General features: G+C 51.1%; 6 protein-coding genes. All 6 read left to right on the forward strand.

Going from position 1 to position 7,897, the window contains the following annotated elements:
* The first annotated feature begins 45 nt into the window (after positions 1 to 45).
* The 6 genes from JK231_RS11870 to JK231_RS11895 all read left to right on the forward strand — a co-directional run bounded on the left by JK231_RS11870 (position 46) and on the right by JK231_RS11895 (position 7,754).
* Positions 46 to 1,194 (forward strand): capsule biosynthesis protein, encoded by a 1,149-nt coding sequence (locus tag JK231_RS11870; RefSeq protein WP_211728614.1) that lies wholly within the window; start codon positions 46 to 48, stop codon positions 1,192 to 1,194.
* An 11-nt stretch (positions 1,195 to 1,205) separates the two neighbouring features.
* A complete protein-coding gene (locus JK231_RS11875; RefSeq protein WP_211728615.1) occupies positions 1,206 to 2,885 on the forward strand; it encodes a polysaccharide biosynthesis/export family protein in 1,680 nt (559 codons plus the stop codon).
* Between the two features lie 9 nt (positions 2,886 to 2,894).
* On the forward strand, positions 2,895 to 3,635 hold the full coding sequence (kdsB, locus tag JK231_RS11880; RefSeq protein ID WP_211728616.1) for a 3-deoxy-manno-octulosonate cytidylyltransferase: 741 nt from the start codon (positions 2,895 to 2,897) through the stop codon (positions 3,633 to 3,635).
* On the forward strand, positions 3,632 to 5,659 hold the full coding sequence (locus tag JK231_RS11885; RefSeq protein ID WP_211728617.1) for a capsular polysaccharide biosynthesis protein: 2,028 nt from the start codon (positions 3,632 to 3,634) through the stop codon (positions 5,657 to 5,659). The genes kdsB and JK231_RS11885 overlap by 4 nt, the downstream gene beginning before the upstream one ends.
* Before the next feature lie 45 nt (positions 5,660 to 5,704).
* The gene (locus JK231_RS11890) at positions 5,705 to 6,967 is read left to right on the forward strand and encodes a capsular biosynthesis protein (RefSeq protein ID WP_211728618.1); all 1,263 of its coding nucleotides are present in this window, start codon (positions 5,705 to 5,707) and stop codon (positions 6,965 to 6,967) included.
* Positions 6,968 to 7,064: 97 nt separating this feature from the next.
* The gene (locus JK231_RS11895) at positions 7,065 to 7,754 is read left to right on the forward strand and encodes an acyltransferase (RefSeq protein WP_211728619.1); all 690 of its coding nucleotides are present in this window, start codon (positions 7,065 to 7,067) and stop codon (positions 7,752 to 7,754) included.
* Positions 7,755 to 7,897: the final 143 nt, after the last annotated feature.

Raw genomic sequence — 7,897 nt, forward strand, 5'->3', positions numbered from 1 at the left:
CTCAACACGTGCCTGAGCACCCCAATAAAATTTGATGATAGTTCCATGTTGATGAAAGTGAAGTCCGCCGCATCCACGATGCGTTCGCGTTTTCCTGCCATTTCACTGGCGGAAATCCAGAAGCACCTGGCGAAAATTATCATTCTGCTGCCGATGGCGCTGCTGCTGATCTATCTCGTGATCTTCAGCCAGCCGCGCTATATGAGCGAATCCAAAGTCGCGATAAAACGTTCGGACGATCTCACCAGCAGTAGTCTTAATTTTGGCTTGTTGCTGGGTGCCTCTAATCCCAGTTCCGCCGAAGATGCGCTCTACCTCAAGGAGTACATCAATTCACCGGACATGCTCCGGGTGCTGGATAAGCAACTCGACTTCCATGAAGCCTTTAGCCATAGCGGGTTGGATTTCCTCAACCATCTGGCGAAGGAAGAGACTGCCGAACGCTTCCTGCAGTATTACCGCGACCGTATCAGCATTGCTTACGACGACAAAACCGGCCTGCTGGATATCCAGACGCAAGGCTTCAGCCCAGAATTTGCGCTGAAGTTTAACCAGGCCGTGTTGAAAGAATCCGAGCGCTTTATCAACGAACTGTCGCACCGGATTGCACGCGATCAGCTCTCGTTTGCTGAAGCGGAAATGGAGAAAGCACGCGTTCGACTGGATGCCAGCAAAAGTGAATTGCTCGCTTACCAGAACAGCAACAACGTGCTGGACCCGGAAGCGCAGGCTCTTGCCGCCAGCACCCTGGTCAATACCCTGATGGGTCAAAAGATCCAGATGGAAGCCGATCTGCGTAACCTGCTGACCTATCTGCGTGATGACGCGCCGCAGGTGGTGAGTGCGCAAAACGCGATCTCCTCCTTACAAGCGCAGATTGACGCTGAAAAAAGCAAAATCACCGCGCCGCAGGGCCACAAGCTGAACCGTATGGCGGTGGATTTTGAAGAGATTAAATCGAAGGTGGCGTTTGATACCGAGCTGTACAAGCTGGCGCTGACTTCGATTGAGAAAACCCGCGTGGAAGCGGCACGTAAGCTGAAAGTCTTGTCGGTGATCAGTTCACCGCAGCAGCCGCAGGAATCCACATCCCCCAATACCCCTTATTTGATCGCCTGCTGGTTGCTGGTGTGCTGCTTATTGTTCGGCACGCTGAAATTGCTGTTAGCCGTTATTGAAGATCACCGGGATTAATTGAGTTCGTCATGAAATTATTGAAGTCACTGTTACTGCTTGCCGTCTGGCAAGCCACCTCCGCCAGCGCGGCCGTCGATATTAATGCCGATCCGAATCTGACCGGTGCGGCACCGCTGCCTTCGTTCCTCACTGGCCAGCAGAGTAGTCAGGTGCAGAGCAGCGATGGGTTTGATAACACCCCGCGCCCGGTTGCGCCTGCAATGATGAGCCGTATGTTCGGCGCACAGCTGTTTAACGGCACCAGCGCCGATAGCGGCGCAACCGTTGGCTTTAACCCCGGCTATGTGCTCAATCCCGGCGACAGCATTCAGGTACGCTTGTGGGGCGCGTTCACTTTTGATGGCGCTCTGCAGGTTGATCCGAAAGGCAATATCTTCCTGCCGAATGTGGGGCCGGTAAAAGTCGCGGGCGTGAGCAACAGTCAGCTGAATGCGTTAGTGACCAGCAAAGTCAAAGAGGTTTATCAGGCTAACGTCAGTGTGTACGCCTCGCTGCTGCAGGCGCAGCCGGTGAAGGTTTACGTGACCGGTTTTGTGCGCAGCCCTGGACTATATGGCGGTGTGACCTCTGATTCCCTGCTCAACTACCTGATTAAAGCGGGCGGCGTCGATCCCGATCGCGGCAGTTATGTCGATATCGTGGTGAAGCGTGGCAACCGCGTGCGTTCCAGCATTAACCTGTATGACTTCCTGCTCAACGGCAAGCTGGGTCTGTCACAGTTTGCCGATGGTGACACCATCGTGGTGGGGCCGCGTCAGCATACCTTTAGCGTGCAGGGCGATGTGTTCAACAGCTATGACTTTGAATTCCGCGACAGCAGCATTCCGGTGACGGAAGCGCTGAGCTGGGCGCGTGCTAAGCCAGGCGCCACTAACATCACTATTATCCGCCAGCAGGGCTTGCAGAAACGTAGTGAGTATTACCCGATCAGTTCTGCGCCGGGCCGCATGTTGCAGGATGGCGATACGCTGATTGTCAGCACCGATCGCTATGCCGGCACCATTCAGGTTCGCGTCGAAGGTGCGCACTCTGGCGAACACGCGATGGTGCTGCCATACGGTTCGAGCATGCGTGCGGTGTTAGCGAAGATCCGCACCAACAGCATGTCTGAAATGAGTGCTATCCAGCTTTACCGTCCTTCTGTGGCGCAGCGTCAGAAAGAAATGCTGGATCTGTCCCTGCAGAAACTGGAAGAGGCCTCGCTCTCTGCCCAGTCCTCCACCAAAGAAGAAGCCAGCCTGCGCATGCAGGAAGCTCAGCTGATCAGCCGCTTCGTCAACAAAGCGCGCAACGTGGTGCCGAAGGGTGAAGTGATCCTCAACGAGAAGAACCTCGATTCGATTCTGCTGGAAGATGGCGACGTGATTAACATCCCGCAGAAAACCTCGCTGGTTATGGTGCATGGCGAAGTGCTGTTCCCGAACGCAGTGAGCTGGGAAAAAGGCATGAGCCCGAAAGATTACATCGAGAAATGTGGTGGTCTGACGCAGAAATCGGGTAACGCCAAGATTGTGGTGATTCGTCAGAACGGGGCAGCCGAGAACGGTGAAGATGTTGACACGCTGAACCCAGGCGACGAGCTGATGGTGCTGCCGAAGTACGAATCGAAGAACATCGAAGTCACACGCGGTATCTCCACCATCCTCTACCAGCTGGCGGTGGGTGCGAAAGTGATTCTGTCGATCTAAGGAATGGATATGAACAAAGCAGTGATTGTGATCCCCGCTCGTTTTGGCTCCTCGCGTCTGCCGGGCAAACCTTTGCTGGATATCGTCGGCAAACCGATGATTCAGCACGTCTATGAGCGTGCGCTGCAAGTGGTGGGCGTGGACGAAGTGTGGGTAGCGACCGATGATGAACGTGTGATGCAGGCCGTCGCCGATTTCGGCGGTAAGGCGATCATGACGCGCGATGACCATGAATCGGGCACTGACCGTCTGGTAGAAGTGATGCAGAAGGTTGACGCGGATATCTACATCAATCTGCAGGGCGATGAACCGATGATTCGTCCACAGGATGTCGCGCATCTGGTACAGGGCATGCGTGATGACGCAGCCTTGCCAGTGGCAACCTTATGCCACCCGATCTCTGCAGAAGAAGCGCTGGAAGCCAGCACAGTAAAAGTGGTGGTGAATACGCGCCGCGATGCACTCTACTTTAGCCGTTCACCGATTCCTTATCCGCGTAATGCCGATAAAGCCCGTTATCTAAAACATGTCGGGATTTACGCCTATCGCCGTGATGTGCTGCAAAACTACAGCCAACTACCAGAAGCCATGCCGGAACAGGCGGAGTCACTGGAGCAGCTGCGTTTAATGAATGCGGGCATCGCGATTCGCGCTTTTGAAGTCGCGGCAACCGGGCCGGGCGTTGATACGCCAGCCTGCCTCGACAAAGTTCGTAAGCTGATGGCACAGGAGCTTGCGGAAACCGCATGATTGGCATCTTCTCTTCCGGTATCTGGCGCATTCCGCAGCTGGAAAATTTTTTGGCACAACCGTGTCAGAAACTTTCTGCACTGCGCCCGATCCCGCAGGAGATAGATACGGTAGCTGTATGGGGACATCGCCCCAGCGCCGCCAAACCGGTTGCGCTGGCTCAGGCTGCCGGTAAACCCGTTCTCCGTCTGGAAGACGGTTTTATCCGCTCACTGGATCTCGGCGTAAACGGTGCACCGCCTCTCTCCATCGTAATGGACGATTGCGGTATCTATTACGATGCCAACCAGCCAAGTGCACTGGAAAAACTGATTCAGGATAAAGCCGGTAATGCGGTTTTAGCTGAACCGGCGCGTGAAGCGATGCAAACCATCGTGACCGAGGACCTGTCGAAATATAATCAGGCTCCGGCTTTTGTCGCAGGTGATGCCCTCAATCCTGAGCTGGTGTTGGTGGTCGATCAGACCTTCAACGATATGTCTGTCACCTATGGCAATGCCGGTGCCGATGATTTCACGGCGATGCTGGATGCAGCGATCAAAGAAAATCCGCAGGCGATTATTTGGGTCAAAGTGCATCCTGATGTCCTACAGGGCAAGAAGGCAGGCTATTACGCCAATCTCCAGTCAACGCATCGCGTGCACCTGATGGCTGACAACGTGAGTCCGCAGTCTCTGTTACGCCACGTTTCACGTGTTTATGTGATGACCTCGCAGTACGGTTTTGAAGCACTAATCGCGGGCAAACATGTGACCTGTTTTGGTCAACCGTGGTACGCCGGTTGGGGATTGACTGACGATCGTCATCCGAAAGCTCAAGAACTGGCAATGCGCCGTGGTAACGCATCATTGTTGGAACTGTTTGCCGCAGCGTATCTGCGTTACTGCCGTTATATCGATCCGCAAACTGGCGCGGCAAGCGACTTGTTTACTGTGCTGCGTTGGATGCAGTTACAACGTCGGCATCAGCAGCAGCGTAACGGGCATTTATGGGCGCCGGGCTTAACGCTGTGGAAATCCACCATCCTCAAACCTTTCTTACGCACCACTGCGAATAAAGTGAGTTTCTCACGCCGCTGTTCTGCAGCTACGGCGTGCGTTGTATGGGGTGTGAAAGGGGAGCAACGCTGGCAGGAAGAAGCTTACAGGCGCTTGCTGCCGATGTGGCGGATGGAAGATGGCTTCTTGCGGTCATCTGGCCTGGGCTCCGATTTGCTGCCACCACTTTCACTGGTGCTGGATAAGCGCGGCATCTATTACGATGCAACCCGCCCAAGCGACCTGGAAGTTTTGCTGAACCACAGCCAACTCACGCTGGCTCAACAGCTACGTGCTGAAAAGCTTCAGCAGCGCCTGGTGGACAGTAAGCTGAGTAAATACAACCTTGGCGCGGACTTTACGTTGCCCGCTGTCGCGCAGGGTAAAACAGTGATTCTGGTGCCGGGACAGGTTGAAGATGATGCTTCGATTCTTACAGGCACAGTTTCCATTAATACCAATCTCGGCCTGCTGTGCACCGTACGTGAGCGCAATCCTGATGCCTTCGTGATCTACAAGCCACATCCTGATGTGCTGGTGGGTAATCGCAAGGGCGACATTCCTGCCGAACAGGTTGCACAGTTCGCTGACTACCAGGCGCTGGACGCCGACATCATTCAATGCATCCAGATTGCGGACGAATTGCATACGCTCACGTCGCTTTCGGGTTTTGAAGCGCTGCTGCACGGCAAGAAAGTATTTTGTTATGGCCTGCCATTTTATGCAGGTTGGGGACTCACCACGGATGAGCACAGCTGCCGTCGTCGTAGTCGCCGTTTGCTGCTATCAGACCTGATCTATCAGGCATTTATTGTTTATCCGAGTTACATCCATCCTCTGCGCCTTGAGCCGATTGCGGCGGAAGAAGCGGCTGAATACCTCATTCATACGCCACGCAGACAGATGTTTATTACAAAAAAGAAAGCGGGACGGATTATCCGTCATTACCGCAAGTTACTGATGTTTATTAAGGTCAGGTTCGGCTGAAGATAGCCGGTTACGGACAATAATGAATAACCATGAAGGTTGAATATGCACAGTAATGCATTGACCATTTTGCTGTCTGGGAAAAAATACCTGCTACTTCAGGGACCGATGGGACCGTTTTTCAATGATGTGGCGGTTTGGCTGGAATCATTGGGACGTGAAGCGGTGAATGTCGTATTCAACGGTGGCGATCGGTTTTACTGTCGCCAGCGTGAATATCTGACGTTTGAACAGACGCCGAAGGAATTTCCAGGCTGGCTGCGCGACACTCATGCCAGCTACGACTTCGATACGATTCTGTGCTTTGGCGATTGCCGGCCATTGCATCAGGCTGCAGGTCGTTGGGCAAAATCCAAAGGTATTCGCTTCCTCGCCTTTGAAGAGGGGTATCTGCGTCCGCACTTCATTACGGTGGAAGAGGGCGGGGTGAATGCACACTCCTCACTGCCGCGCGACCCTGATTTCTATCGTCAATTGCCAGAGATTCCTGCTGCGCAGGTGGAGCACCTGAAACCTTCTGCGATGAAGCGCATTGGCCATGCGACCTGGTATTATCTGGTCGGCTGGCGCTACCGTCATGAGTTCCATAAATATCGCCATCACAAATCCTTCTCACCCTGGTATGAAGCGCAATGTTGGATTCGTGCTTACTGTCGCAAACAGCTCTACGGTGTAATGCAGCGTAAGGTGTTACCGCGTTTGCAGTCAGAATTGGATCAGCGCTATTTCCTTGCGATCTTGCAGGTGTACAACGACAGCCAGATCCGGAACCACAGCCGCTATGACGATGTGCGTGATTATATTAATGACGTGATGTATTCCTTTGCGCGCAAAGCACCGAAAGATAGCCATTTGGTTATCAAGCACCATCCGATGGATCGCGGTCATCGTTTATATGGGCCGCTGATTAAGCGCTTGGGGAAAGAGTTTGGTGTGAGTGACCGTGTGATCTATGTGCACGATTTGCCGATGCCGGAATTACTGACACATGCTAAGGCCGTGGTCACGATCAACAGTACGGCAGGGATCTCAGCGCTGATTCACAATAAGCCACTGAAGGTGATGGGCAATGCCCTCTACGACATCAAGGGACTGACGTATCAAGGGCATTTGCACCAGTTCTGGCAGGCAGGGTTTAAGCCGGATATGAAGTTGTTTAAGCAGTTTAGGGGGTATTTGCTGGAGAATACGCAGGTTAATGCGGTTTATTATGAGGTTGAAATAAGATATTCAAATTGTTACTGTCTCCCAGTCTTTAAAAAAATTGATTTTGATAGAATAAGTGAGGGTGATTGTATTAAGTTTTGAATATTTATTGGTTTTGTTATTGATATTCTCAATATGGATTTTTAATGACTGAGCTTTGCAATACCTAAATGATAATTTTGAGGCTTTGATTTAACTTATGGTTAAGCTTAATAAGATTGAAAACTATAATGACGCTAAAGGTAACTCAGTACAGTCCAAAGCTATTTACGAAGATTGCACTGTGGTTTTCAAAGGGGGGAATAATAAAGTTCATGTTGATGATGGTGCTAAGCTATCAAATCTAGTTATACATTTAGATTGTAATAATTCTTCTGTCTTTATTGGTAGCCATGATGCAGTTTCTATTCCTTTAAAAGGAACCATCAGAGTTGGTGAGGATGCACAGGTTATAATTGGAAAAAATGTCACCTCCAGTCCAGTTTATATTAGTGCCGTAGAGGGCGCTAAAATCAGCATCGGTGATGATTGCATGATTTCAACGTCTGTCATTATTAGGTCAGATGATTCCCACCCAATATTTGATGTTCGCACTGGGAAACGTGTTAACCCAGCAAGAGATGTGGTTATTGGTAATCATGTCTGGATCGGTGAACGTGCCGTAATACTTGGTGGCTCAGTAGTAGGCAATGGTTCGATTGTAGGCATAGGTTCTATCGTTAAAAAGAAATTTCCTAACAACTGTATCGTAGCCGGAATCCCTGCAAAGATAACTAGAAAGCATATCGCTTGGGAGCGTCCTCATTTAAGCTTAACAGAGCCTTATTATAAAAATGATGAAGCAGCAGTGAAAAAGACTGGCTATTGGGATTATACCGATGATATTTGATATTTAACTCTTAAACTGCTGCAAATCATTTATTTATTAAAAACCACCGATCATTTGGTGGTTTTATGGCTTAGCTTTTCTTAAAAGCAATGTTTCCTACCATCTTTAACACAGGATTATTAGAATCATTGAAGAAATCTCCT

It is taken from the genome of Pantoea sp. JGM49, from assembly GCF_018257655.1.
In the GTDB taxonomy this organism is placed as follows: domain Bacteria; phylum Pseudomonadota; class Gammaproteobacteria; order Enterobacterales; family Enterobacteriaceae; genus Pantoea; species Pantoea communis.